This window comes from Novosphingobium hassiacum (genome assembly GCF_014196055.1).
Classification (GTDB): Bacteria; Pseudomonadota; Alphaproteobacteria; order Sphingomonadales; family Sphingomonadaceae; genus Novosphingobium; species Novosphingobium hassiacum.
Genome location: NZ_JACICY010000006.1, coordinates 1 through 25,488, shown reverse-complemented (window position 1 = coordinate 25,488; position 25,488 = coordinate 1). Strand labels below are relative to the sequence as shown.

At 60.3% G+C, this 25,488-nt stretch carries 21 protein-coding genes; 11 read left to right on the top strand and 10 right to left on the bottom strand.

The window, feature by feature from the left end; genetic code table 11:
• The first annotated feature begins 185 nt into the window (after positions 1 to 185).
• The 6 genes from GGQ88_RS12695 to GGQ88_RS12670 all read left to right on the top strand — a co-directional run bounded on the left by GGQ88_RS12695 (position 186) and on the right by GGQ88_RS12670 (position 5,715).
• Complete coding sequence (locus tag GGQ88_RS12695) at positions 186 to 1,694, top strand: aldehyde dehydrogenase family protein (protein ID WP_183613806.1); 1,509 nt, start codon at positions 186 to 188, stop codon at positions 1,692 to 1,694.
• 122 nt (positions 1,695 to 1,816) lie between these two features.
• Positions 1,817 to 2,968 (top strand): acyl-CoA dehydrogenase family protein, encoded by a 1,152-nt coding sequence (locus tag GGQ88_RS12690; RefSeq protein WP_183613805.1) that lies wholly within the window; start codon positions 1,817 to 1,819, stop codon positions 2,966 to 2,968.
• Positions 2,969 to 2,986: 18 nt separating this feature from the next.
• Positions 2,987 to 3,352 carry a hypothetical protein gene (locus GGQ88_RS12685; RefSeq protein WP_183613803.1) on the top strand — a complete coding sequence of 122 codons (366 nt, stop codon included), beginning with the start codon at positions 2,987 to 2,989 and terminating at the stop codon, positions 3,350 to 3,352.
• 3 nt (positions 3,353 to 3,355) lie between these two features.
• On the top strand, positions 3,356 to 4,099 hold the full coding sequence (locus GGQ88_RS12680) for an SDR family NAD(P)-dependent oxidoreductase (protein WP_183613801.1): 744 nt from the start codon (positions 3,356 to 3,358) through the stop codon (positions 4,097 to 4,099).
• Positions 4,056 to 4,583: a flavin reductase family protein gene (locus GGQ88_RS12675; protein ID WP_425490446.1), complete on the top strand. Its 528-nt coding sequence runs from the start codon at positions 4,056 to 4,058 to the stop codon at positions 4,581 to 4,583. The genes GGQ88_RS12680 and GGQ88_RS12675 overlap by 44 nt, the downstream gene beginning before the upstream one ends.
• Positions 4,584 to 4,743: 160 nt before the next feature.
• Entirely contained in the window at positions 4,744 to 5,715 is a 972-nt protein-coding gene (locus GGQ88_RS12670; protein ID WP_183613797.1) for a 3-keto-5-aminohexanoate cleavage protein, read from the top strand.
• Here the strand turns inward: GGQ88_RS12670 and GGQ88_RS12665 are convergent.
• Together GGQ88_RS12665 and GGQ88_RS12660 are read right to left on the bottom strand one after the other, a co-directional pair.
• Entirely contained in the window at positions 5,654 to 7,456 is a 1,803-nt protein-coding gene (locus GGQ88_RS12665) for an amidohydrolase (protein WP_183613795.1), read from the bottom strand. The genes GGQ88_RS12670 and GGQ88_RS12665 overlap by 62 nt on opposite strands.
• 63 nt (positions 7,457 to 7,519) lie before the next feature.
• Positions 7,520 to 9,661, bottom strand: coding sequence for a TonB-dependent receptor (locus GGQ88_RS12660; protein WP_183613793.1), 2,142 nt, complete (start codon positions 9,659 to 9,661; stop codon positions 7,520 to 7,522).
• 244 nt (positions 9,662 to 9,905) lie between these two features.
• Between GGQ88_RS12660 and GGQ88_RS12655 the strand changes: the two genes are divergently transcribed.
• Entirely contained in the window at positions 9,906 to 11,021 is a 1,116-nt protein-coding gene (locus tag GGQ88_RS12655; RefSeq protein ID WP_183613791.1) for a helix-turn-helix transcriptional regulator, read from the top strand.
• Between the two features lie 435 nt (positions 11,022 to 11,456).
• Complete coding sequence (locus GGQ88_RS12650) at positions 11,457 to 12,692, top strand: acyl-CoA dehydrogenase family protein (protein ID WP_246385945.1); 1,236 nt, start codon at positions 11,457 to 11,459, stop codon at positions 12,690 to 12,692.
• Positions 12,693 to 13,220: 528 nt separating this feature from the next.
• On the opposite strand, the gene GGQ88_RS12645 is transcribed toward GGQ88_RS12650, so the two are convergent.
• The 5 genes from GGQ88_RS12645 to GGQ88_RS12625 form a co-directional block, all read right to left on the bottom strand.
• On the bottom strand, positions 13,221 to 15,653 hold the full coding sequence (locus GGQ88_RS12645) for a TonB-dependent receptor (RefSeq protein WP_246385942.1): 2,433 nt from the start codon (positions 15,651 to 15,653) through the stop codon (positions 13,221 to 13,223).
• Positions 15,654 to 15,999: 346 nt separating this feature from the next.
• A complete protein-coding gene (locus tag GGQ88_RS12640) occupies positions 16,000 to 16,521 on the bottom strand; it encodes an aromatic-ring-hydroxylating dioxygenase subunit beta (RefSeq protein ID WP_183613789.1) in 522 nt (173 codons plus the stop codon).
• Entirely contained in the window at positions 16,518 to 17,783 is a 1,266-nt protein-coding gene (locus GGQ88_RS12635) for an aromatic ring-hydroxylating oxygenase subunit alpha (protein ID WP_183613787.1), read from the bottom strand. The genes GGQ88_RS12640 and GGQ88_RS12635 overlap by 4 nt, the downstream gene beginning before the upstream one ends.
• On the bottom strand, positions 17,780 to 18,289 hold the full coding sequence (locus GGQ88_RS12630; protein ID WP_281372490.1) for a nuclear transport factor 2 family protein: 510 nt from the start codon (positions 18,287 to 18,289) through the stop codon (positions 17,780 to 17,782). The genes GGQ88_RS12635 and GGQ88_RS12630 overlap by 4 nt, the downstream gene beginning before the upstream one ends.
• Positions 18,290 to 18,300: 11 nt before the next feature.
• On the bottom strand, positions 18,301 to 19,425 hold the full coding sequence (locus tag GGQ88_RS12625; RefSeq protein ID WP_183613783.1) for an amidase family protein: 1,125 nt from the start codon (positions 19,423 to 19,425) through the stop codon (positions 18,301 to 18,303).
• Between the two features lie 139 nt (positions 19,426 to 19,564).
• Between GGQ88_RS12625 and GGQ88_RS12620 the strand changes: the two genes are divergently transcribed.
• Both GGQ88_RS12620 and GGQ88_RS12615 read left to right on the top strand, forming a co-directional pair.
• A complete protein-coding gene (locus tag GGQ88_RS12620; RefSeq protein WP_183613781.1) occupies positions 19,565 to 20,011 on the top strand; it encodes a MarR family winged helix-turn-helix transcriptional regulator in 447 nt (148 codons plus the stop codon).
• Between the two features lie 54 nt (positions 20,012 to 20,065).
• Positions 20,066 to 20,869 (top strand): 2-keto-4-pentenoate hydratase, encoded by an 804-nt coding sequence (locus GGQ88_RS12615; RefSeq protein WP_183613779.1) that lies wholly within the window; start codon positions 20,066 to 20,068, stop codon positions 20,867 to 20,869.
• 27 nt (positions 20,870 to 20,896) lie between these two features.
• On the opposite strand, the gene GGQ88_RS12610 is transcribed toward GGQ88_RS12615, so the two are convergent.
• On the bottom strand, positions 20,897 to 21,550 hold the full coding sequence (locus GGQ88_RS12610; RefSeq protein WP_183614039.1) for a TetR/AcrR family transcriptional regulator: 654 nt from the start codon (positions 21,548 to 21,550) through the stop codon (positions 20,897 to 20,899).
• Between the two features lie 161 nt (positions 21,551 to 21,711).
• Positions 21,712 to 22,209, bottom strand: a complete 498-nt coding sequence (locus GGQ88_RS12605; RefSeq protein WP_183613777.1) for a YybH family protein — start codon at positions 22,207 to 22,209, stop codon at positions 21,712 to 21,714.
• A 340-nt stretch (positions 22,210 to 22,549) separates the two neighbouring features.
• Between GGQ88_RS12605 and GGQ88_RS12600 the strand changes: the two genes are divergently transcribed.
• Complete coding sequence (locus tag GGQ88_RS12600; RefSeq protein WP_183613775.1) at positions 22,550 to 24,493, top strand: NAD(P)-binding protein; 1,944 nt, start codon at positions 22,550 to 22,552, stop codon at positions 24,491 to 24,493.
• 12 nt (positions 24,494 to 24,505) lie between these two features.
• On the opposite strand, the gene GGQ88_RS12595 is transcribed toward GGQ88_RS12600, so the two are convergent.
• Positions 24,506 to 25,063: a GNAT family N-acetyltransferase gene (locus GGQ88_RS12595; RefSeq protein WP_183613773.1), complete on the bottom strand. Its 558-nt coding sequence runs from the start codon at positions 25,061 to 25,063 to the stop codon at positions 24,506 to 24,508.
• Positions 25,064 to 25,488 lie beyond the last annotated feature (425 nt).

The following is a 25,488-nucleotide window of genomic DNA, read 5'->3' as shown; positions in this document are numbered from 1 at the left end:
TCAAGCCACGCAGCGTCTTCGTCTCCGAGGAGAAGACACACGTGTTACCGTGATGAGTCAAGCGAGGAGTCGAAGGCCCTTCCGTTTCGGCACACCTGTTGCGCAAATCGGATAGCCAGTCGGTTGCATCCGCTTCTAGCCCAAGAGGACGGGCCGCATGGGCCATGCATCGGGAGTGTGGGTCAATGGCAAGTGGTGCAAATGAAGCGCGAGGCGCTGAAGCAATCGCCGAGACATTTTTGGCTTCCGGTCTCGGCTTGTGGATCGATGGGCGGGATGTGCCCGCCGTTGGTGGTGCACGACGTGACGTCGTCGACCCATCGACCGGCGCGGTCGTTTGCTCTGTTGCCGAAGGCACCGCGCAAGATGTCGATATTGCGGTGATTGCCGCCCGCAAGGCCTTCAATGCCCCCGAATGGCGCAAGCTCAAGCCGCTACTGCGTGAGCGCATGTTGCACCGGCTCGCCGATCTGATCGAGCGCGACGCCGACATCCTCGCGCAACTCGAAGCGCGCGATACCGGCAAGATACTGCCAGCTGCGCGCTATGGCGATGTTGTCATTGCGCTTGATTCGCTGCGCTACACTGCTGGCTGGACGACCAAGATCGAGGGGACGACAATTACGCCGTCGTTCTCCTACATTCCGGACGTGCAGTTCTCAGCGCGCACGGTGCGCGAGCCTGTGGGTGTGGTGGGGCAGATCATCCCGTGGAATTTCCCGCTGGTCATGGCGATCTGGAAGATTGCTCCGGCTCTGGCGGCAGGATGCACGGTGGTCCTCAAACCGGCCGAGGATACTCCGCTCAGCGCGCTCTATCTTGCGCGGCTGGTGGATGAGGCCGGCATTCCGGCCGGCGTGGTCAACATCGTTACGGGCGGGCGCGAGGTGGGCGTTGCTCTGGTCGAACATCCCGATGTGGACAAGATCGCGTTCACCGGATCGACCAGCGCAGGGCAGGACATCCAGCGGCGGGCTGCCTCGACGATGAAGCGGCTAAGCCTGGAACTGGGCGGCAAGAGCCCCGTCGTCGTGCTTGCCGATTGTCCGGTGCCAATGGCGGTCGAAGGTGCGGCGGGCGCAATCTTCTTCAATCATGGACAGGTGTGCACGGCAGGTTCGCGACTTATTGTCCATCGCAGCATTTATGAAGATGTGGTCCAGGGCCTTGCTGCAGCAGCCAACGGCATGACGTTGGGCACGTCCGATGACCCGCAGGCGCAAATGGGGCCGCTGATATCCGCGCGTCAGCGCGACCGCGTGAAGGGATTTGTGGAAGGTGCATTGGCACAGGGCGCGCGCCTTGTGGCGGGCGGGACAGTGCCGGAAGGTGACGGGTTTTTCTACCGCCCGACCGTCCTTGCCGATGGCACGCCGGAAATGACCATCTTCCGCGACGAGGTGTTTGGCCCCGTGGTGATCGCGTTGCCATTCGACACCGAAGAAGAAGCGCTGCGGTTGGCCAATGACACCTGTTTTGGCCTTGGTGCCAGTGTCTGGACAAGCGATCTTCATGCCGCGAACCGTTTTGCCAGTGGCCTGAAGGCTGGCAATGTGTGGATCAACGCGCACAACATCCTTGATCCGGCGGTGCCCTTCGGTGGCTGGAAGATGTCCGGGTACGGGCACGAACTCGGCCATAGCGCAATCGAGCTTTACACCGAGGTGAAAGCCATCACGATGCCGTTGCTGTAAAATCAAACCAGCTTTGCTGCGCGAAATGCATAGCAACTGCGCAGTATCTGGCGGCAAATGCTGGTCACCAGACCGCGGGGGAAATGCCCGCGCACAAACCTGGCACGTAAACGGAGGATCCGATGGCAGCTGCACCTCTTGAGCAAACTGATGCTCTAGACCCGATGGCGGAACTGCTTGCCGCGTGCCGCGCGCGGCGAGGCGAGTTTTCGCAACAGCAGCAGATCAGCGAAGATGTGGTCGGCATGATGAAGCGGGCCGGTGTCTATCGGGCTTGCGTCGCCAAAAAGCTGGGTGGTGACGAAGTTTCACCCGCCGCGTTCCTGCGTATGATCGAGCGCATCGCGCAGGCCGACGGATCGGCAGGATGGGTGGCAAGCTTCGGTGTTTCGGCAACCTACCTCGGCTCTTTGCCGATCTCCTCGCTTGAGGAGATGTATGCCAATGGCCCGGACGTGGTGTTTTCCGGCATGATTTTCCCGCCACAAGCGGCAACGCCGATCGGCGATGCGCTGGAAGTCAATGGCCGCTGGAGTTGGGGAAGCGGCAGCACGGGCGCGGACTACATCGGCGTTGGCATCAAGGTGGAAGGCGACGCTTCGACCGGGCGTCTGCCGCTGGTTGCAGTCATGCCTGCTCACAAGGCCAAAATCGTGCGCAACTGGAATGTGATCGGTCTCAAGGGTACGGGCAGCCACGACGTGGTCGTGGACAAGGTCATTGTGCCGCGCGAATGGACGTTCGTGCGTGGGAGCAAGTCCAACCTCGATGGCCCGCTATTCCGCTATCCAGCGATGGCACTCGCCGCGCAGGTTCTGGCTGTCGTCGCGCTCGGCGTAGGCCGTGCCGCGATCGAGGAGCTGATGGACTATGCGCTGGGACGCACATCCATCACCGGAGCGCCAACATTGGCCAACCGGCCAAACGTTCAAAGCGATATTGCCCGCGCCGAAGCAACGCTGCGCTCTGCGCGTGCGTTCTTTTATGAGACCACCGAAGAAGCATTCGACGTGTTGCAAAACGGTGATGACCTGACACCAAAGCAGATTGCGATGCTGCGCCTGGGCGCTAGTCATGCGGCACGCGCGGGATCGGACGTGGCAACGGCCGTCTATCGCATGAGCGGGACAACTGGTATCTTCGAAGGCCATCCCGTGGCGCACTACATGCACGATGCGATGATCGTGCCGCAGCACGCTTTTCTGGCCGACGGCACTTTCGAAAGTGCTGGCAAAGTGCTCTTCGGGCTGACCCCGCCCCCCGGCTTCCCCTGATCGCGGAGATCAACTGCTATGACCGAAACATCAACCCGCCCCTTGCGTGTCCTCCTGTGCGGAGCCGTGCTGCAGAACTTCTTTGACCTGCCTTCAAGCGAGATCGGCAAGGTCTGGGCTGCGACAGGCGTTTTGCTGCGCAGCATCCGCGATCTGCCGGGTGTGACCATTCTGGGCACGATCGACGATGATGAGACGATGGTCGGCACATCGCCCACCGGCTGGCCCTGGACGTTCTATATTCTTGCTGACATGCCGAACCGCGACAGCGTGGTAGCCGCTTGCAACCTGCTGCGCACGATCGAAGTCGATGATTATCGCCTGTGGCGCTACATGCGCTTCGAGGCACGCATCGGCCGCGAACTCGTCATTCCGGAGCTTTGAGGGGTGAGCGCTGACACAGTCCTCATAACCGGCGCTGCGCGTGGTCTGGGCGAGGCTCTGGCGCGCGCATTTCACAGCGCGGGCTGGCATGTGGGCGTGTCCGATGTCGATGGGGCGGCTGCGCACGCGCTTGCCGCAAGCCTTGACCCGGAAGGCCGCACAGCGATTGGCATAACACTCGATGTGCGCGATGTAGCCCAGTTCGAAGCCGCGCGCGATGCCATGCTCGCGCAGTTCGGCAGCGTTCATGCGCTGGTGAACAACGCGGTAGTGACCAAAGCCAGACCCGTGCTTGAGATCGACCCGGACGAGTTCTCGGCGGTCGTCGAGGTCAATTTGCGGGGCACATTCATCGGTTGTCAGGTCTTCGGGCGGCTGTTCAAGGCGCAGGGATACGGGCGCATTGTCAACATGGCTTCGCTTGCCGGGCAAAACGGTGGCACCGCAACCGGCGCGCATTATGCCGCGTCGAAGGGTGGGATCATCACTTTGACCAAGGTGTTCGCACGCGATCTGGGGCCATCGGGCGTAGCCGTCAGCGCCATCGCGCCGGGACCACTCGATTCACCGGCCGTGCACGAACTGGTACCTGCTGCGGCCTTGTCTGCATTGGTCGAGACCATTCCCGTGCGCTGCCTTGGGGACACAGGATTTATCGCCCGCACCGCGGTGCATCTGGCCGGCCGCGACGCGGCGTTTGCCAATGGAGCAGTTTGGGATGCAAACGGTGGCCTCTTCATGCGGTGAGCCGCGCCAAAGTCCGAGCTTTCGCGATGCAATGGCAACGCTCGGTGCGGCAGTAAGCGTGATTACGACTGACGGACCGGCCGGTCGGCACGGGATGACGGCCACGGCTGTCTGCTCGCTTTCCGATAGCCCGGCATCGATGCTGGTCTGTATCAACCGATCGTCGCGGATGCATGACGTGCTGACGCAGAATGGTGCGTTTGCGGTCAATGTCTTGGCGGCCGGGCAAGAGGATCTGTCACGACTTTTTGCCGATCCGGCATTACCCATGGCCCGGCGCTTCGATCAGGCAGGCGATCTGGTGCGCACCGCACTCGATCTGCCGGGGTTGGGCGTGGCGCAATTGACGATCGCTTGCACCGTTTCGATGATGATCGAGGCTTCGACCCACAGCATCGTGATGGGTGAAGTGCGCGAGATCCTCAAAGGCACAGGCGAGGGTGGGCTGATCTACTTTGATCGCCGCTATCACCCTGTCGGCTGAACTGCGGAGCTGCCCGCGGCTCCACGCAACGCATCCCGATGTCATCGGTTTGTCCCAGCCTGAAATGTGGCTTCAAGGTTGAGGCCGTTGCGTTGTGCTTGGCACACGGCAATCTTAGACTTCCAATAGAAGCGGTCACCGCTTGGAAGAGGAAGTTGTCATGTCGGGCTCCGAAACTCCGGTCATCGTGGAAGCCGCCGTCTCCTTGGAAAAGGCGGGGGGTATTGCAGTTCTGGCAGATAACGCCTCGCCAGCGATAGATGTTGAGGCTGCGAGATCTGCACTAAGCGAGCGCAGCCTTTATGGACCGACGCTGGCTGGAGCGCGCGCCTCGCTCGATGCAGGGGCAAGCATCATTCATCACCATCAGGACATAGACCTGTCGATCGAGCAGCAGGTGGCGCAGGTTGTCCGGATGAATGAGGAGATACTCGCCACACATCCACACGCCCTGATCTATCCTGCGCCGCTGTTGACGGGCACGACCCACGCCGAGGTCCACCAGCATTACCCCGCGCTTGCGCAAGCTGGCTGCCTAACCATGATCGCTGTTGAACTCGGGCGCACCGTGTTCGCTGTCATGGACGAGACAGGGCTGCCCAACAATTCCTGGGTCAATGGCCAGACCTATTCCGAAGCGCATGATCTTGTGATGCTTGCCAACAAGCATCAGACACCCCTTGCGCTGGGCATTTATACGCCATCGATGTGCTACTGGATCCGGGAATATGCCGAACGCGGCCTGTTGCCCAAAGGCACGATGGTGAAGATCTGGTTTGGCGGACGGTACAAGGTCTGGACGAACAGGGAGCCGACGGTGCGCAATGCTCTTGCTCCCACCGTCAAGGCGCTCGATGCCTATCTGGAAGCGCTGGAAGGCGTTGATCTGCCTTGGCTGATTGCAACCCAGGGAGACAATGTTCTCGATACACCGGTTGCGCGCTATGCTCTCGAGAAGGGCGGTCACATTCGGGTGGGTGAAGAGGACGTGAGTGGAACCACCCAATTGCGTAACGGCGAACTTGTAGAAGCCGCGATCGCATTGGCAGCATCGGTTGGACGTCCCGTTGTCAGCGGAGCAGCGGCAAGGGAGTACCTTGGTGTGAAGGCACGGAACGCCGAGGTAGCGTGACAGAGGCTGGCACTACATGCCAGCCTCCGCCCCATTGCGTGGCGTAGACATCCTTGCCCGCCACCACCGTGCGCAGCACACGCGTCTGGTGAATAGTCGTGGGTGATACGGCAAAAATGTCGCGGTCGATCACGATGAAATCGGCCTGCTTGCCTGGTTCGATTGAGCCGACGCGGTGACCGATGCCAAGCTGGCTGGCAGCGCTGCTGGTCAGCATCGTCACGGCCTGGCCCACAGAGATGCGCTGGCCCGGCGACAAGACCTCGGGACTGCCGCCCGGTGCCTGCCGCGTAACAAGGGTTTCGATCGCGACCCATGGCGACATCGAAGGAATGACCGGCCAGTCCGATCCAAGCACGACCCGCGCTCCGGCTTCCAAGGCATCGCGCACCGGCGTGAATCGCTCCATGCGTGCCGCGCCGACTGAGCGTACAACGTCTCTCACCGGAGGGCTGGGGAACCACAGATAGGGCGAGAATTCGTAGGTCGCCCCAAGTTGAGCAGCCCGCGCCACATCCCGCGGCGCAATGAAATTGGCGTGGGCAATCTCGTGGTGCGGGCCGTATATGCCATTCTTCTGACGGGCTGCGGCAATCCCGTCGAGCGCCGCGCGCACGGAGGCATCGCCTGCTGCGTGAAGCTTCACAGTGAGGCCCGCCGCATCGTATCGGACGATCTTTGCGGTGATATCCTGAGGATCGATGATCAGCGTGCCCTTCTGCCGGTCAGGGCCAAGCCTGTGATCTGCATCGGCGTAAGGTTCGATCATTGCCGCGGTGTGGGCATCTGTCGGGACACCATCGAGGATCATCTTGACGCAACCCAGATCAAGGCGGGGCCGGGCGTAGAGATTGCGCTGCGCTATCAGGTCCTGATCGTTGTCCCACATGCAGGTGCGAACATAGGGAACGAGACCACCACGGTCGGCCAGCGCGGCATAGACGCGGGCATTTGCCGTGGCCATTAACGCTTCTTCATAGGACGTGATGCCCTGAGCCAGCATCTGGCGTGTCGCGCTTTCCAGCGCGGCAACCCGTTGCTCCTGCGTTGGCGCAGGGACCTTGTTGAGCAAAGCGATGGCTGCGGTTTCGCGCAGGACTCCGGTGGGGTTGCCCTTGGCGTCGCGCTCGATCACGCCGCCCGCAGGATTGGGCGTGGTGCTGGTTATGCCAGCCAGTTTCAGGGCTGCGCTGTTCACCCAAACACTGTGCAGGCTGATGTCATGCAAGACCACGGGATTGTTCGGCGCCACGGCGTCCAGCAGCTTGGCGCTTGGTGCGATTTTGCCTAGCGAGGTCGAGTCCCACTGCCCGCCCTGTATCCAGGCGCCCGGCGCTGCCTGGGCGGCACACTGTCTGACCTTCGCGATCGCGGTGGCCATCGCAGCGCCTTGGGGGAAAATGCACCCTGCTGCCTGAAGTCCTGCATCAACGGCATGGACGTGCATGTCGATGAGGCCGGGCAGGACCGTGCGTCCCCCAAGGTCGACGGTGCGCGTAGAGGCGTTGCGGTGTTCGGCAAGTTCCGCTTCGGTGCCAGTTCGAAGGATGGTGGCATCGGCCACAGCAATCGCTTCGCGCCACCCCTGCGGTGTCAGGACGTGACCATTGGTATAGATCACGTCTGCCGGGACGGGAGGAGCTTTGCCAATCGCATCCTGGAACTGGGCATGGGCAGGCATTGCCGCAGCAAGTACGAGGGCTGACGCAGCAAGCAGGGTCCGGCGGAGGGGTTTGCGCATGTGTGTAACTCGGAAAGATTGTAGGGGGTGACCGGCTGCCCCGGATGAGGCAGCCGGCGGACGTCAGAAGCGGGTGCTGATCTCGAGCCCGTATGTACGCGGCGGAGCCCAACGCACCATGCGCTGATCGAATGGCGCAAGATAGAACGAGAAGTCGCGATAGCGATTGTCGAACAGATTTCGCCCGAACACCGCAACCGTCAGCTTGTCATCGGCGAAGGTATAGCCAATCCGTCCGTTGACCAGCACGTAGCCCGGAAGCTTGCCATCGGGCACGTTGCTCGCTTCGTAGAACACGCTGCTGCGCCACGACAGGTCTGAGCGCAGGACAAGCGATCCCTCAGCCACTGGCAGGGTCAACTGACCGCCCGCATTGAGGGAGAGTTTGGGCACGAACGGCAGGCGGTTGCCCGCACAGTTCAGGCCCGGTCCGCAGCCCGGAAAATCATCGTACGTCGCATCGGTATAGCCCGCGCCAAAGTTGAATTCGAACGCGCGCACGGGCTTCGCCGTGACTTCAATTTCGAAGCCCTTGATTTTGGCCGCGGCTGCATTGCGGATCTGAAAGGCCGCGCCGACCAAAGCTGAGACCTGCAAGTCCTTGTAATCGGTGTAGAAAGCCGCCGCGTTGACGCGCAGCTTGCGGTCAAGCAGGTCTGCCTTGAAGCCGGCTTCGTAGCTCCATGCATTCTCAGGACCGAAGCTGATATCCGTGCTGCCAACAATATCGGGGTTGAAGCCGCCGCTCTTGAACCCGCGCGCGACACTGGCATAGACGCGCGCATTGCTGGCGAATTCATAAGTGACGCTAAGATTGCCCGACAGGTTTTCGTCCTTGCGGTCAAGCTGTGCGGTCAGGTTCGGCAGCGGTACGAACGACGTATTGGTCTGCCGGAAATCAAGATTGCGCGTCTCGATATTGTAGCGAAGGCCACCGCTGATCGTGATGCCGTCGGCCGGGCGCAGATTGCCGCTTGCAAAGATTGCGTAGGCATCGGTCTTGAGCGTGGAAATGCTGGAAATCGCCCCAAGGAACGCGCCCGGGCCGGGAGGGCCGAAAACGCTGGTCGCGCGATCGGCGTCGGCATCCTGATGGAGGTAGTAAAGGCCGATCAGGTAATCGAAGCTTTTACCACCGGGCGAGGCAAGTCGCAGTTCCTGCGTGAACTGCCGTGCGCCGTCTTGAAAGTTTGATGTCGACAGCGGTATCGGCCGTGCATCGTCATCATCGAGCAGTTGCGATTTGTTGTCACCATAAGCGGTGATCGATGTGAGCGTATAGTCGCCCAACCGCCAATCGACATTGAGGTTGGTGGTCCAGATTTCACGTGTCTGGAGGCTGCCTGCGTCCTGCGCCACGAGATAGGGGTCGTCAAAGAAACCCGGCAGGCCGGCAAGGCCGCCTCTGGTGTTGTCAGCGACCTGGCCCAGCAGCAGCCGGTCGGCCTGCTTCAGCCAGCTTCCACCCAATGACACGTCAACATCGTCTCCGGCTTTCCAGAACAGCCCACCGCGCAGGGACTTGCGGTCCAGATTGTTGAGCTTGTCGTCGGACAACAAATTGCGAATGTAGCCGTCGCGTGATGCAATGGACCCGGCTATCTTGAAGCCGAGCTTGCCCGGTGCAAGTGGGCCGGTGAGATACACGCTCCCTTCGGCCTGATTGAGATTGCCATAGGCTGCGCGGGCTTCGACGTGGAAGGCTTCCAGATCTGGCTTGCGCGTGGTGATGTTGATCGCGCCAGCGGTCGTATTGCGGCCGAACAGGGTGCCTTGCGGCCCACGCAGGACTTCGAGCGTGGCAATGTCGGGCAGTTCCTGATCGAAGGAGTTGGGCCGCACGCCCAGCACGCCATCGACATAGACCCCGAGCCCGCTGTCAAAACCGATATTGCGGGTCTGCGAGACGATACCACGAATACCAATCGCCCCGATGACCGATCCGCCGCCGTCCTGCGACAGGTTCGGAACAGCGCTAACCAAATCGCTGACGCGGGCGATGCCGCGCGCTTGCAGGCCCTCGCCGGTGATCGCGGTGATCGAAATCGGAACTGTCTGGACATTCTCTGCACGCTTGCGTGCAACAACTACGATGGTTTCGAGCGCGCCATCATCGATTGCTTCCTGCGCCAGCACCGGTGAGGCGGACAAAGCGATTACACAGGCACCGGCCATAAGCACGGTACGTTTCCGGAATTCCCACATGACTTTCCCCCATTACTTGATTGGCGGAGCATGTCGGGCGGTTTGGTCTCGCGCATCCCCCATTTGTGGTATTGGTGGTTTTGGGGATGTCTCGATTTGCGTCAACGATTGTCCGGAATCCGCAAGATTGCACAAGCGGTGCATAATGAACGTATTGGCCGGAACTCGGTGGATCGTCACGTTGTGGTCGCAATTTGCACATCCGGTCATAAGGTGATCTGCAACCGACTTGGAGGGAGTCTTCGTGCAAGCTGAGCTGCTGTCCGACTTCTATGGAACTGCTGTGGATCATGCGCGGCTGACGTCTGCGCTCGATAAGGTGCGGTTGCGAACGAATGCCATGTCCGCCACTTTTCATCTGTTCGAGCGGACACCGGAAAGACTGCGCCATCGCTGGCAATCATCCTGCTCGAACACGCCTGCGCAAATGGATCGCATGGCGCTGCTCGATGATTTGAATCCGCGCACGATCGCAGAATACAACCCGGAACGCACCGCTCCCAGCCTGCTTGAAGATCATTATCTGCCGGACAGCTTTCAGCCCGAGGTGCGCAAGTGGCAAGAGCAGCTGCGCGTATTCGGCATGGGCAGGTTTCTTGCGGCGCGGATCACCCTGGATGCGAAGCGCGAAGTGGGCATCGCGCTGCATGGCCGGATCGATGGATCGGCACTGGATGAGGCCAGCAGCGCCTTTTTGATGGAACTGATGCCGCACGTGCGCGAAGCGGTGGGCCTTTCGGCCAGCATCGCGGCCGACCGGCAGACGCAACGCTACGTTTATTCTGCAATGGACGGCCTGCGCCATGGGATCATCACCTGCGACGCGCAGGGCACGATCCTTTCGATAAACCCGGCCGCTGCGGCGTTGTTGTCGCGGGCATGTGATCAGTGCGCAATGGGTCGGTTCCGCATCGGTGGTACGGTGCCGAGGTCATTGCTTGGCCGAGAAGATCCCGGCAGGCGGGGACGGATTTTCCGCTGGAACGCGGGGCTGCGTGAACTTCATGTCTCCACGACAAAGCTTCATGGGATTGCCGATCAGGAACGCTCTCCATTTTTGGGGGAGGGCGATGCAGGCTGGATCGTGGTACTGGCCGACCTTTCGGCCCGGCCCGCCATGGCGACTGCCGATTATGTGCTGACCTTCGGAATCAGTCAGGCAGAGGCGCAATTGCTCAGCCATCTCGTGATGGGCGGCGATGTTGCAGACTTTGCCATCCAACGTGACGTTTCCATCCACACGGCGCGCTCGCAGTTGAAGGCCCTCATGAGTAAGATGAGCGCATCGCGGCAGTCTGATCTTGTCCGTCTGGCGTTGGCCGCTCCGGCATCGACCCTGGTTGCTGCGCCTTTCGATTGAAAACCATGTGACATGGCGTTTGCCGCTTTTGTTTACTCGGCCGATGTCGTGAGGGGGCGGCAACGACCTATTCGATATGCTTGACGACCGCCGCCCGCTTTACGGCACCTATGCTGCAGATGTCAGGCGGCGCAATTAGGCTGAGAGTTTGCCGAGTTTCCGGGCTCTTACGCCATTTTTGACCATCGATGGCTTGCTCGCAGGGGATGTTGGCGATGTGTCACAACGTTCGTGTTGCCGAACGCGCTGAGTTGCTATACGTTTACAGCCGTAGGATAACCGGCATTATTGTTTCGTATGAGAAACAATTGAGAGCGTTGAGCGTCAAGGGGGTGGGGTAGCCCAAGCCGTTGCTCGGCAAACTGTTCCCGCGCTTGACGGCCAATGCGGACGATTAGGATTCGCGCACTTCGGAGGCGCGACGAGGAAGGGACCATGAAAGAGATGCACAGCGCAGCCATTGCTTCACCCGCCCATGCCGACAAAGATGCAACGTCGTCCGGCCCGACTGGCGAGCAACTGATTGCACATGCTCGCGCCATGGTTCCTCATTTGCGCGAGTGTGAGCGTGAGGCCATTGCCAACCGTCAACTTTCTGCCGAGACGATCAAGGCGTTTGCCGATGCAGGCTTTTTCAAGGTTCTGCAGCCCCGACGCTATGGCGGCTACGAGATGTCGCCCGCCGTTTACTGCGAGATCGCCAAGACGCTGGCCGAAGGCTGCATGAGCAGTGCATGGGTTTACGGCGTCGTGGCCGTGCACAACTGGCAACTTGCCCTGTTCGATCCGCAAGCGGCGGAAGATGTGTGGGGCGAGGACAGCAACGTGCTGATCAGCTCGTCCTATATGCCCACCGGCAAGGTCACCAAAGCCGATGGCGGCTATCGCTTCAGTGGGCGCTGGGCGTTTTCGAGCGGATCAGCGCATTGCGACTGGGTCATTCTCGGTGCGAACGTGGTTGCCGAAGACGGTGACGGGACGCCCGAGCCCTTCAACTTCCTCCTTCCGCGCAAGGACTACGAAATCGTCGATACTTGGCACACGATGGGTCTGTGTGCGACCGGCAGCAACGATATCGTCGTCGACGATGCATTCGTCCCTGCGCACCGAGTGCTTCGCGAGAAGGACATGTTCCGGCTTGATTGCCCGGGCATGAAGGCAAATCCGGGTGCGCTATATCGCATTCCTTTCGCGCAACTGTTCAATCGCACGGTATCCACAACATCGCTCGGATCACTTCGCCGCGCACTCGACGTATTCGTGCAGGCAACGCGCGAAAAGCGCGCCACATACTCAGGCGCGCGGCTCGCATCTGATACGCGGATTCAGGAAGCGGTGGCTGATGTGAAGGTCATCATGCATGACCTCGAACTTCGGCTGGCAAACGACCTTGCAGAGCTGGATCGCCGCGCCGCTGCAAACGACTGGCCACTCGAACGGCGCGCTGAACTGGGTCATCACACCACATCAATGGTCAGTCGCTGTGTTGAGGCGGTTGATCAGCTGATGCTCTATTCGGGCGGCAAGGCGATCTACCTTGGCAACCAGATACAGCGGGCGTTTCTGGATATCCACTGCGCCCGCGCTCATGTTGCCAACAATCCGTTCCCCTATGCCCGCAATGTCGGCGCAATGGCGTTCGGGTTCGACAACGATTGCTTCGATCTTTGACCTGGAGGCGCGCTCTCCCTGCAGGGCGCGCCTCGAACAGAGATCCACACAGACAGTTCGTTGAAGCAAGTGCGGGGAGATTGCTCTCCAATCGCTCGTAGAGAAAATGGGCTCATTAGTGGGCGGCCGCTGCGGCGCACACGCCCTTTGCGATGAGGACCCTTCGGACCCTGCAACCGATCCCGCTGATGCAGTGGTCGGGCCGATGCCCGAGATTGTGGCAAGCCGCCGGCTCGTCTCAGCAAAATACGCAAGCCTGAGGCTAGTGCCGCCAACCGCGTTTACTGGCGGTCCGCAAATCGCTTCACCTATGTCGATGTTCATCAGGCAACATCGACATGGGCGCCGAACCGTCGCCAATTATGTCAGGTTTCACTTGGGCCTTTCTTCCAGACATCCGCGCACCTTAAAAGGCACGCGGATGTCATTTAGCTAGCCGACGAGACACAACAACCAGATGCCGTTGAAATCTTGTCCGGGCTTGGAAGAGAACGTGCGTCAACGTTCGGAAAACATACCCCGAAAGCCTTATCTGCTGGCACCAAAAGGTATTCTGAGGGTCGCACCGTATGATGCCGGTGGCGCGTAAATGGACGTTACGCCAAGGATGCCGAGGTTGAGGGCATATGCCCTGTAGGCCTTGTTGAAGACATTGCGGCCCCATGCGGTGAGCGAGATGCCGGTGTCTTCGTGGCGGTAGGTCAGCGAGGCGTTGGTGACGTTGTAGGCTTTCTGGAGCGAGCCCAGGCCGTTGGTCACCTCAAGGAACTGGTCATCGTACCAGACGCCATCGACCTGCACCGCAACATTGCCACCGGCAACATCACGGTTGTAGCGCAGCAGGTAGTTGAAGCTGAAGCGCGGAGCGTTGGGGAGCTCTGCGCCCACGATGTTCTTTTGCGGGAAGTCGCAACGGAACACGCCGCCAAGGTTGGTGCAGTACTGGCTGTCAGGCGCGCCGGGGAACAGTTCCGGGCCGAACTGCACGCCCGTAGCGGGAATGCTTTCGACCGATGAGGTCTGCCAGGTCGCGCCCAGAACCGCATCGAAGTTGCGCGACGGCGAGTAGAACGCCTCGAGTTCCGCACCGGTCGATTTGGCGTCGCTGTTGTAGATCTTGGGCACACCACCTGCGAGCGAGAACGCCTGATAATCATCGTAGATGTAGTGGAAGATCGTGCCGTTGAGGCGAAGCTTGCCGCCCAGCTGCGTGGTCTTGAAGCCGCCTTCGAAGCTGTTGAGCGTTTCAGGACGATGGCGGAAATCCTGTGCTGAGATTGCCGAGGAGAGCGACCAGTTCCCACCCTTGATGCCGCGGTTCCACGAGGCGAAGAGCAGCGTGTCCGGAGTCATCTGGAAGTTGAGCGAGACGCGGGCCGCCCAATCGCCGTAGTGCTCCTCGTTCGCACCCGGAACGATTGCGGCAAGGTCCTTGTCGGTGAACAGGAGCCTGGGGTCAGGCTGCGGGGCATATGTCGCATCGACCACAAAGTTGCGAAGGTCGATGGACTTGTTGTCCTTTGAATAACGCCCGCCCAGCGTCAACGAGAGCGTGTCGGTGAACTGGATGTCACCTTGCGCAAAGATCGACCAGTTCTTTGAATTAACAATGTAGTTCTGCTCGACGGTTGGCAGCGAGAATCCGCCATTCGTTGCAATTGCCAGATCGATGATCGGTGTACCGGTGACATTGTAGTACCCGTCATACTTCATATCGAGGAAGTAGCCGCCGAGCTGCCACTTGAGCTTTCCGGTCTCGCCGGCCAGGCGCAGTTCCTGCGAGAACTGGTGGAAGTTGACAGCGGAGTCGACATTGACGACGGTGAAGGGAAGGGCGTCGCCATCCTCGGCATAGACCTTGTCCATGGTGAGGTAGTTGGTGATGGACGTCAGGTCCACATTGCCAAGATCCCAGTCGAGCTGTCCCTGATAGCTGTTCATGACACGATCGAAGCTGCCGCGATGTTCGCCGAAGTGTTCCCATGGCGAGGCCTTTTCGGCGGTGACACCGTTGATCACGCCGGTCTGGTCGGAGGTGAGGCCAGTCGGGCCGGTATCGCAATAGCCGTTGGGCAGATAGACGCAGTTTTCGAACACATAGCCACCGGTGGCGACGTTGTTGTCCTCGGAGTGCTTGTACCACAAGCTGAGCGTGGCGTCGGGCGACAGGTCGAACTGCAGGTTGGCGCGGGCGGCCCAGCCGTTCTTGCCGCCCAGATCCTGCCCGCTACCCGGGATCACACCAAGACCAAGCGCCGTAGCGTCGGTATCGCGCGACTTGATGTAGCCGTCGGCCTTCTCGACACGACCGGCCACGCGAATGCGCACGCCCTTTGCCAGAGCGCCACCGGCCGCAGCCTCGAGCGACCAGGAGTTGAAGCGCCCGTATTCACCCTGGGCGTAGCCGTTAACCTCGTCCTTGCTCGCATCTTCGCTGAGATAGTGGATGAGGCCGCCCGTGGCATTGCGACCGAACAGAGTGCCCTGCGGACCGCGCAAGACTTCGACGCGCTTGATATCAAACAATTGGCCGGCGACCGCGTTCATCGAAGCAACGTAGGCACCGTCCTGATAGACCGCGACAGGCGCTTCGAGATTGTCGGTGAAATTGTTCTGCGAAATGCCGCGCAGGCTGAAGATCGTCAGGTTTGGCGAATAGGCGTTGACCCGCAGTGACGGAATCTGCTGCGTGATCTGCGTGGTGTCGGTGATACCCAGACGGTCGATCTGTTCGCCCGAAAAAGCGCTGACCGAGATGGCGACCTTCTGCAGGCTTTCGCTGCGCTTGTTGGCTGTGACGACAATCGTGTCGGCAATGCCACCTTCGTTTGAACTTGCTTCTGCAGCTTGATCTTGCGGCTGAGCGTCCTGAGCGACGGCATTGCTGGCCGCGCCGACAAGGCCGGCTGTGGAAATCAAGAGCGCGGCAATGCGTGCCGCCTTGTGGCTACGTGTCATCATGATGTTCTCCCCAAATACACGACGGCGCCTCCCTCTCGCGCGCTTGTGTCGTGTCAAAACGTTCACCTTGCTGAACGCACCAAGGTATTTCACGGTTTACAGTGAATGGCAATCGGGCATTATTGTTACGTCAGAGGAACGATAATGAGGGCCTTTGACGACTGCCTTGTCACTGAAAACTGTGAGACTGATGAGACGTTAGCAGTGCATCTATGTCAAACCGCAGGGCCGCATAAGGTGCGCGAAATGGACATTGAACCGGCCGCCCCACATTTTGCTTTCGCAAATCGTACAAGAGCTACCAATGCTGGTTTCACGCGTTTGCGCCACTTTCGCAAAGGCCGACTCAGAGCAGGTAGCCAATTCCCCACAGCGGGTCGTCCGAATTGAGAAGGCGGATTTCCTTGCGGGCAAGCGCAAGTCCGTCCGTGCCGCAGACAAGGCGATAGAGCACTTCACCGGCCAATATGCGGGTGCGATCGAACTTGTACTCCACGATGTGCTGCACCGCGCGAATGTCCAGACCATCTTCGCTGTCGCCGACCACAACGAAACGAGAGACCGTGCGCGCAGTCCGCGCTGCGGGTGCAGAGGACATGGCAAAGCCGCTGCGCAGCCGCTTGACACGGGCTTTGCGCATTTCGGCATCGTCATAGGCGATGTTAAGCGAGTTGAGCGGATCGGCAGTTTCGTCCTGATCGATCGGGATGATGTAGCGCCCATCTTCGGTCCACAACGCGAGCCAGGGACTGTAGTCATGCCGGTCCAGCATTTCGGCTTCACGCCAGATGAACGCCATCGCTTGGGTGAAGTCGATGCCACTGGTGCCGGTCAGCGGCGGGTGTGCTGCAAGATTGGCCGTGTTCATGCCACCATCATCCTTTTCCACATCTGATATGCCGCGCGCATTCCGGTCTCGGCGCTGACATCGGTCACGTTGCTGCCAGCGATGTGGCCGACCAGCGGATCAATGCCGCGATTGACCATGATCCACAGGTTGTCGCCTGCCTGCGCACCGCGTTGCACGCGCTCCCACCCTTCGGCATCGTCGGGCGACCCAAAGCCCATTGGCCCCTGAAAATGCTCGTGCAGGCGCAGACGCGCCCGGTTGCCCGCTTCCGGTCCGCCATCCATGCCGATGGCGACGTGGCGAATTTCCGTCTCTTCGACCGAAATCGGGCGCAAGACGCGGAAGAAGGCCATCGAGCAGGCGACGTTGGGGAACAGATTGAGATTGAACCCGGTTCCGCCAACGGCACGCACGATCTTGCGAACCATTGCGTCCGAATGCCCCTCTGCCGCCAGTTCGCTTGCCAGTTCGGCAAAGCGATCGGGAATGGGGGCATCGAGATTGGCTTCAAGATCGACAAGATCGGGGATCATCACCATCAGGCTGTGGCCGTTGCCAAGATCCTCGACCCAGCCACCTTGGCCGAGCACGTCGAACACGTTCTCTGTTTCCGCATCGAGCGAATCCAGGAAGGTCTTGTGAACGATGGGGAAATGGTAGGCGTCGGTCGTGTTTTCGAGCTGGATCTTCCAGTTGCCCCGGAAGCGGAACTGATGTTCGCCCAAGGTCTTCACGCCAAACCCGGCGCCCTGCTTCATGAACAGATCGATCCACTTGGTGGCCGCGCCAAGGAATTCGACCAGAGGCTCAATGTCCTGGCGGAACGTGGCAAAGATCATGCCATTGTACTGTTCCACGCGCAGGGATTCGAGCGCGAAGTCATCCTTGTTGAAGCTGTCGTCATAGACAGAGGCATGGGGAACGGCGCGCAACTTGCCGTCGATGTTGTAGCTCCAGCCGTGGTACGGGCAGACGAAGACGTTGCCCTTGCCTTTGCGCCTTTCGCAGACAGTGGCTGCGCGGTGACGGCAGCGATTGAGCAGGACGTGGAAACGATCGTCCTTGTCTCGCGTCAGGATCACGGGCTGGCGGCCCACGTAGGATGTCTTGAACGTGTTCGGGCCGGGCACTTCGCTGGCATGGCCAACCCACACCCAGGTGTTCTTGAAGATGCGGTCCATTTCGTCGTCGAAAATCGCCGGGTCACGGTACAGCGAGGTGTGCACGCGATCGTCCTGCACAAGGCTGGCGTAGTCGCGCGACGGAAGCGTTTCCGTCATGATGGGTCTCCTTGGTCTGTCGGAACTGGAATTTCGGCGGGATTGTCCCAGCCTGTCACGGGCCGGCTGAACAGGTTTTCGGTCTCGAAAGAACCGATGCGCCATGCGCCGTCTTCAACGATGAAGCCGACCTCGAGCCGGGCGGAGCGAAGATCGGAACGGCCATCGGCGTAAGTCGAGGTTTGCAGCATCATCCAGGATCCATGCGCCGTTTCCCCGGTGACATGGATGGACTCGGAGCACAGGAAGTGCGCGTTCATCGCAAAATGCGGCACAGGCCCGCGGTAGCGATCCAGCATGGCAACGATCGCCGCGCGCCCGCGATGTGCGCCGAACGACGCGCCATAACGTGCGCCTTTGCCGCTCCATGTGGCGTCTTCGGCAAAAAGAGCGCCAAGCTCATCCATGGGCGTGGACGCATCAAGATGGTCGCACAATTCCATGTAGCGCGCCATCAGGCGGCGGATCCGTCCCTCCGCTTCCAGATCGGCAAGCCGTGCAAGCATGTGATCCATGGTCATGGCGCAAGGCTTTCGATCAGGCGGGCAACGGCACACAAGTCCGCATCGCCGCCACGGCGCCCGACCAGTTGCAGGCCTGCCGGAAGCCCTTCGGCCGTGAGCATGGGCAAGGACGCCGCCGGATGTCCGGACACGTTGAACGGGCGGACCAGCGCGGTCATCCGCAAGGTGCGCGGGGCATCCTCTATTTCAGTGAGCTTCGGCGGGATCATCGGCAGCGTTGGCAGAACAAGCGCATCGACTTGTGTCAGCGCTTGATCGACTTCATCGATGAAGCGGGTGCGAACGACTTCTGCCTGCGCAACGGCCTCTGCCGTGACTTTGCTCGCTGCATTGAGCCGCGCGTCCACGTCGGCACCCAGCAGTCCGGTGCCAACAAGGTGGCCGTAAAGCGAAGCCATTTCGGCGGCCATGATGGTCAGCCCCGCCTGGAAAGCCGCCTCAAAGGACGGGAGCGCCACGGCAATCGTCTCAATCTGGGGAGCCTGCAACCGCAAGGACAGGGCGTCGTCAACGTACCGCTCTGCCGCCACGGCCACGCGCCCCAGCCTGACCTGCGAGACAGGTGGCTTGCTGGCAAAATCCGGTGCGATCATGGTCATGATGCGCTCGATAGTGGTCACATCGCGTGCGATTGGCCCCACACAATCGAGCGATGACTCTTCGGGATATGCCCCTTTGCGCGAAACCAGACCGAAACTGGGCTTGAACCCGGTGACGTTGCAACATGCGGCAGGAACACGGATGGACCCTCCGGTATCGCTGCCGATCGCGGCATCGACCATGCCACCGGCCACTGCAGCGGCACAGCCACTGGACGAGCCACCGGGCACCCGATCGGGGAAGGCGGGGTTGACCGGCGTGCCCGCCCAAGTGTTGATCCCGGTAACGCCATAGGCCAGTTCATGCATCGTGACCTTGCCGACGATGCATGCCCCGCCATCGACCAGCGCCTGCACGACGTCGGCATGTTCCGTGGCAAGAGGTTTATCCGCAAAGGCGCGCGATCCCGACGAAGTGCGGCTTCCCGCAACATCGATGCAGTCCTTGATGGCGATGTGAAGGTCGCCTTCACCGATGATTCGTCGTTCAACGAAGACCACCTCGTTCCCGGCCGTCACACCTCGTTCTCCCACTGCATTGATCTAAGTCATATTGCTATCCAATTTACGGGAACAGTCAACTAAATTTCTGCGCCGGGTTGATTGTCGTCCGCAAAACCCCGATGGCGATGGCGATGCTTTGCAGGTGCGATGACGAATGACCGAAGACCCGACAGAACCCGCAGTGCAAGTCACCGAATGGCCGTTCTACTGGTTGACGCGGGCGGGAGTCGCTTATGCAGATGCGATGACATCGGCGCTGCAGGGCACTGGGCTGGATATGCCATCATGGCGCGTGGTGATGGTGTTGCGCGATGCCGAATGGATGAGCGTTAGCGAAATTGCGGCCCTTTCGAATTCGAAGCTCGCCGCCATGACCAAGACGGTACAGCGCATGAAGGCCGATGCCCTTGTTGAAACGCGCGAAAGCAGCGCAGACCGCCGCGTAACAGAGGTCACGCTGACACAGACCGGCAGGCATGCCGCCGCTGTCGGCAATCAGGCTGCATCGCGCGTGGCGCACCGGGCTTTCTACCACATGTCCGACCGCGACCAGCAGCAGTTGAGCGCGCTTCTGGCGAACGTTGTGCAGAATCTGCGTTGAAACCGCCTTCACAAACAAGCGGTCCTTGGAACTGATCAATCGATAGGAGTAGCCATGTCTGCCGAATATGAATCCCTGTGCAATGCCATCGTCATGGCGCGGCGGAACGGGCAAACCTGCGTTGTCGAACGGGTCGCGCTACCGGCGGACGTGGCGCAGGCTTATGCCATGCAGGCCGAGCTCGTTGCTCAGTGGGGTGAGCCGGTGGTGGGATGGAAAGTCGGGCGCTTCCTTGGCGAGGAGGAGCAACGGTTCGGGGTGAATCGCTTTGTCGGCCCGATTTTCGCCGGAACGGTGGAAGACGTCACGCCGGCGGTTGAGGCAATTTTCCCCGCTATCGAAGGGGGTACGAGCGCGTTTGAGGCCGAAGTCATTGCTGTGCTGGCGCAGGATCTGCCGGTCGGGAAAACCGACTGGACGGCGGAGACCATCGGCGTCGCCATTTCCGACTGGCACATCGGCATTGAAGTGGCGGGTTGCCCCGTGCCCGGTCTTGGCACGATGGGGGCACTGCCATCCGTCGCCGTGTTCGGAAACAACCTTGCGCTTTTGGTCGGTCCTGCCGTTTCGGAAGATCAGGTCGATGCAATCTCGTGCGAAACGCACATCGATGGAGCCCTTGCCGGAAGCGCCAGGGCCGCCAGCTTGCCCGGCGGCCCGAAAACGGCAGTCGCCTTTGCGCTAAACCAGCTTTCAGCGATGGGTGTGGCACTGAAGGCGGGCACATTTTTGTCCACCGGCGCGATCACGGGCGTTCATGCCGTCGATATCGGGCAATCGTGCACGGCCGATTTTGGTCCGCATGGCCGCCTCACATGCAAGGTGGCATCAGTCGGCGGAACAGCAGGGCAGGGCTAACGTCGGCCACTTCACCGTCTGCGGGAGCTACATCGCGTCTGTGGCAACCGCAGTCAATTTTGCCTTGGGCTGCAGGATCGGCGGGAAATAGTTGGCGAGGTAGGACGTTGCGCCAACCAGCGCTTCGCCCAACATGTCCTCGCTGATCTTCTGGTGGTCCTGCACCGACAGACTGAAAAATGTGTCAGCGATCTGGATGGCGTAAAAGCACGTCAGCACCGGGGTTCGCAGCTTCGGCAAATGAAACTGTGAATCCAGCAAGCTGAAAAGAATGGCGCCGAAACGCATGTCGTCATGGCAGGCGGCCCGCTTGATATCCGGCGCTGTCTGTGGGCCCAGCAAGAGCTGGCGCGCTGCGGCATCGCCATTCAGATACATCGCCGACGTGCCAACAAATGCGGCAAGGCAATCCTGCCAGCGGTCGTACTGCATCGCCGGCAATTCAATCTCTGTCATCTCGTCGGCAAGTTGGCAGGCCAGTTCCTTGTACAGGACGCGAATGTCCGGAAAGAAATGGTAGGCCGAACTTGCCGGAATGCTCGCGCGCTCGGCGACCATGGTCAGCGTGATTTCATCCACGCTGCATTCCTGCAGCAGCGTGCGTGCGGCAGCGACAAGCGCTTCCCGGCGCGCTCTGCCTCTTGCCTGCGTGTAACGCTTGGTGGTTCCCGGTTCAGCCATATATCCGGCTATATCGGCGCTCTTTTCCATCGACAACGCCAATCACCTCCGCGCTGCCCACTGGCCTTCCTGCGCGGCCGCGGTGAGCGAACGGGGCTTGCCTGGCGCGAGCTGCCTTGGGGATGGCAGGCTCGGCCAGGCGCCGTGCGATCAAAGCGAGTTCACTTGGCGGCAGGAAACTCACCAATGGTGTAGGCATCGCCGCCCGAAACCCACTTGCCATCCTGCTTGGCGAAAACGAACAGCATGATGAAGGTAAAGGGCTTCTGGCTGGCATCCTTGGGCGTCGCGCGGAAGTTCACCCATTCCCACGCGGCATCGGTGCCAACGTGAGTGTGGACGGGTTCGACCCGAACATTGGCGATCTTCACGATGTTGCGATAGTCGTCCCGGAAACCGGGACGGCCGACGACCGGCTTGCCTTCGGGGCCGAAGGTGATCGCATCGGCTGAATAGAACTGCTCGACGATCTTGTCGGCGTCCTCATTCGCAAACGCCTTTTCCTTCATCCGATAGAGAGCATCGACCTGGCTGCGGAAATCGTCCGCAATTGCCTTTGGCGCCTGGACGAGGTTGCCCACGGGGGCATCAGTGGCCTGGGCAGGCGCGGCGATGGTAGCAACGCCCATAAGCGCGGCCGAATACAGAAGGTGCTTCATTCCATTTTTCCTGTTGGTTCAATTGAAATCTGGCTCTGCGGACGACCGCACGCATTTGCGAGGGTTGCTGCATGACGCGGCGGATTGGCGTGTGCGGACAAATGTCCATAAGTTGAATTAATTCGAGTAATAAACGGGAATCAAAACCGGTTGTCAAGCCGACGGCGTGGGCTTCGCCGCATCGCCAACAGCGCGCGAACGCCCCGGCAGTTTTAACACCCCGTCCTGCATCTACGATATTTCAACGATTTGAGAGATTTCGTTGCAACCTCGTAACGGCGCTTGCGCTCCGGGCCAAAAGTCGATTACCATCGAATAAAGTCTGGCTGTGAGGGCACACATGGGTAACGGTAAAAAGGGCGGAGTAACGCGGCGGGACTTCGTTGGCGGGACGCTGGTCGGATCGGGCGCGGCGCTGATGACAGCGGCTGCGCCAAGTGTGATCTCGCCTGCCCGCGCGCAGACGTTTGCTGCTCCGCTCAACGGGTTGGGCCCTGAATGGACGGGGCCGGGCGGCGTCGGCGACTATGCCGGCAAGAACGGCAACACGGCAGATGTGGTGAATGCAGCGCATGGCCACATCCGCAATGGCGATCTCGACAAGCGCATCGCGAACGCGCCTGTGGTCGATGAGCTCTACGATCTTGTCATCGTCGGCGCCGGTATTTCCGGACTGACCTCGGCCTATCGCTATCGCCAGAGCAAGCCGGATGCGAAAATCCTGATTCTAGATCAGCATGCGATTTTCGGGGGCGAAGCCAAGCAGAACGACTTTGATGTAGACGGCCACCGCCTCACCGGGCCGCAAGGTTCGACCGGCATCGTCGTTCCGTTTGCGCGCGCGTCCCAGCTTGGCTTTGCGGCGCCGATCCTGCAGGAGCTGGGCTTCCCGGAGACCTTCAAGTTCCAGGAAGCGACCGGCCTGTCAAAGCCGCTGCAGATTCCGCACGATGCATGGGGCCCGATGCATATTTCGTGGGAGCGCGGCGATACCGCGTTCTTCTATGAAGACAAGGGCATGGTCATCAATCCGTGGCAGAACAGCTTTCGCGATGCGCCGATCCCGGACAAGATCAAGCGGGCACTGGTCGATCTGGAGCTCTATCGCACCCCGCCGCGTCGCGAGGACTGGGCCCAATGGCTCGATTCCATGACCTACAAGGCCTTTCTCCTCGATGTCGTCGGCGTTCCGGCTGATTGCATCGATGGCGTTCTGGAAGTGCTCAGTCCGGTCATGGCAGCGATGGGCTGCGGGCAGGGCGGTGATGTGATTTCGGCTTATTCGGCCTACAATTTCCTGCAGCCCGGCGTGAACGGCTATTATCGCTATCAGTTCGATGGGCAGGACCCCACCGATGTTCTCTATCTTGCATCCTTCCCCGGCGGGAACGGCATTGTTGCACGCAAGCTGCTGAAACGGACCAAGCCCGAAGCGATTGCCGGGGCTGACACCATGACCGATGTCATGAACGGCAAGGTGCAGTGGGATCAGCTCGATCAATCCGGCCAGAACGTTCGCATGCGCCTGTCCAGCACAGTGTTCTCGGTGGTGCATGAAGGAAAGCCGGCCAAAGCCAAGACCGTCCGCGTCACATACGACAAGGACGGCAAGCTTTTGAGCGTCCGGGCCAAGGCCGTGATCTGTTCAGGCCAGCAACATGCCAACCGCCGCATCTGCCATGACATCAACGCAGAATACCGCGAAGCGATGGGCGCGTTCCATCACGCGCCGATGCTTGTGATCAATGTGGCCCTGCGCAACTGGCGCTTCCTCGACAAGATCGGGGTTTCGGGCGTCCGCTGGTTCAACGGGTTTGGCTGGTGGACCAGCCTGAGACGCAACCTTGTGGTTGACGGGCAAGAGACGCAGCCGCTGGACCCCAACAAGCCGGTCGTGCTCACGCAGTATATTCCGTTCCTGCTGCCCGATACGCCATTTCCAGAGCAATGCACCGCAGCCAGAATGCAGCTGTTCTCGATGTCCTATGCGGATATCGAAGCACAGGTGCGCGAGCAGTTCACAAAGATGTTCGGTCCCTACGGCTTCGATGACAAGCGCGACATTGCCGGTATCGTGACCAACCGGCAGGGCCATGCCTATTTCGTCGGCGCTCCGGGCTTCTTCTTCGGCAAGGATGGAAAGAAAGCGCCCAAGGACGTGCTGCAAACGCCGTTCCATCGCATCGCCTTTGGCCATTCCGAATTGGCCGGCGCACAAATGTGGGAAACGGCAGTTGCCGAAGGGGAACGCGCAGCACGGCAGATTGCCGAAATGCCATCCTGAAGACGCTTGACGTCAGGCGGGCGGAAATTGCCCGCCATCAGGCCGCATGACCTTCGTGCACCGAAACATGTCACCATCGTCCGGTACGTTTGGATGGTGCGATACTTCCTGCGTGAAGTCCGGATCCTTGAATCGTTCGACAATGCGGAAATGACACGCGTTGACGTAGAAGTGGATGTTGCGCTCTACAAAGCAGGGCGTCACGGTTTCCCACACGGCGGTTTGCGGAAAAGCACGCTCGATCGCAAACCACGCCTGCTTGCCAAGACCTTGGTTGTGATGACCAACAGCAATGAAAAACATGTCCAGCGAGTTGTGCTGCGTTGCCTGGTTGATCGTCACAACCGCCCCGCCTGCCACCTGACCGTTCTGCATGATATTCAGTACGACCGCACCCTTTGCGGTCATCGCCTGATCCAGATCCAGATCCTGATCTGAGGGGATGGGGCCATCCTGAATCGTGCCCACACCTGAAACGACTGCCAGCGCGAAAGCTGCCTGCAAGGCCTTCTTGAAGGCCGAGTATTCAGCAGGGGCGGTCGGAGCAAGAGCGATCTGCTGTTCGGTCATGATCGTTCCCGCGAACAGCCCTTAGATTTCTGGACGCCTTCCGCCTTCAAAATCTGCTGCCATTCGCACTGGGCGGGCGACAGCATCGCGTTACCGTGGTCATTGCAACCCGCCGCGCGAGCAGCAGTATGGGTCGACCAAGCCGCCAGCAACCGTGCCTGGCGGTTCAACACGTTTCTTTGGCGATTCCACTCCCGCCAAGAAGAACAGAAACTGATCATGGATATCGGGCCAGATGCCGACCGAATACCCGCAGGTTGAAATATCAGATCGGCTACTTTCAATCTGGATGGTCGGCAGAGATCGGGTGGCTACGACGCGAGTTGCCTTTGCGGGCACGGTTCCAGCGGTCGACGTTCGCTTCGGCGCAGACGCGGTCGGCCAGATCGTCGACGCGAGCGAGCAGATTGGATGCGCGCGTACGG